Raw genomic sequence first — 1,492 nt, forward strand, 5'->3', positions numbered from 1 at the left:
TGTCAGATGGTCTGTGTATGGGGTTGGTCTCAGCAAAGGAACGATGATGAGTGCTGTGACCGAAGGAACCGGGCGACCGGACTACAAGAAGGCGGCCGCTGCGAGGCGTGCTGATCGTGCTGACATGCCCGGGTCGAAGGCCGCCGCTGAATTGGCTGCGTCGGGGGCATTGGATGAGCTGTTCGCCAAGATCGACTCCGGCGACATCGAGCTGACCGGTGATGGCGGGTTCATCCCGGGGCTGATCAAGGCGACCCTCGAACGCGGGCTCCAAGCCGAACTCACCTCGCATCTGGGCTACGAGAAAGGTGCCCCCGAAGCGTCGGCAGTGTCGAACTCGAGGAACGGGACGACCCCGAAGACGGTCGCCACCCAGACCGGCGACGTCGAGCTGGCGATCCCGCGCGACCGCGACGGGTCGTTCACCCCAACGCTGGTCCCGAAGGGCTCACGGCGCCTTTCAGGGCTCGACGAGATGATCATCAGCCTTTACGCGGGCGGGATGACCGTGCGCGACATCGGCCACCACCTTGCCTCGACGATCGGGACCGAGCTCTCACACGAGACGATCTCGAACATCACCGACGCGGTCGCCGAGGAGATCCTGGAGTGGCAGGCCAGGCCGTTGGATGCGTTCTACCCGGTGATCTACCTGGATGCGATCGTGGTCAAGGTGCGCGACGGCGCGCACGTGATCAACAAGGCCGCCCACATTGCTGTCGGGGTGGACATGGACGGCATCAAGCACGTCCTGGGGATCTGGATCCAGACCAACGAGGGCGCGAAGTTCTGGGCCGGCGTGTGCGCCGAGCTCGCCAACCGCGGCGTGCGTGACGTCCTCATCGTGTGCTGCGACGGCCTGAGCGGGCTGCCCGAAGCGATCGAGGCGACCTGGCAGAACGCGACCGTCCAGACCTGCGTGGTTCATCTGATCCGGGCGTCAATGAGGTTCGTGTCCTACAGCGACCGCAAGGCCGTCGCCGCGGCGTTGAAGCCGATGTACACCGCGTCGAATGACAAGGCCTCCCGTGACGCGTTCGCGGCTTTCCAGAACTCGGTCTGGGGCAAGAAGTACCCGCACTGCGTGGCGACCTGGGACGCGGCGTGGGAGCGGTTCATCCCATTCCTGGCCTTCCCACCAGAGCTGCGTCGGGTGATCTACACGACCAACAGCATCGAGTCGCTGAACTACCAACTCAGGAAAGTCACCAAGAACCGCGGCCACTTCCCCAACGACGAGGCCGTGGTGAAGCTGCTATGGCTGGCGATCTGCAACATCGAAGACAAGCGAGCCCGTGAACGGGCGAAGGAACGCGGCAAGCCGGCCGCGCAACGCAAAGCCAAGCCGCGTCTGGTCGAGGGCCAGATCGTGACGAACTGGAAGCAAGCCCTGGGCCAGCTCGCGATCGCATACCCCGACCGCATCAACCCCTACCTGTAAGAGAAATCAACCACGAGGGACCGATCACTTACACAGAAATCTTGACAAGCT

1 protein-coding gene is annotated in these 1,492 nt (G+C 63.7%); it reads left to right on the top strand.

Going from position 1 to position 1,492, the window contains the following annotated elements:
* Positions 1–124 precede the first annotated feature (124 nt).
* A complete protein-coding gene (locus NJ4_RS24790) occupies positions 125–1,441 on the top strand; it encodes an IS256 family transposase (RefSeq protein ID WP_067442105.1) in 1,317 nt (438 codons plus the stop codon).
* Positions 1,442–1,492 lie beyond the last annotated feature (51 nt).

This window comes from Nocardioides jensenii JCM 1364 = NBRC 14755 (assembly GCF_001552535.1).
GTDB classification, from domain to species: Bacteria; Actinomycetota; Actinomycetes; order Propionibacteriales; family Nocardioidaceae; genus Nocardioides; species Nocardioides jensenii.

What these genes read in the sequence shown, in the direction of transcription:
- NJ4_RS24790 (WP_067442105.1), top strand. Translation starts at nt 125, where the DNA reads ATGCCCGGGTCGAAGGCCGCCGCTGAATTGGCTGCGTCGGGGGCATTG.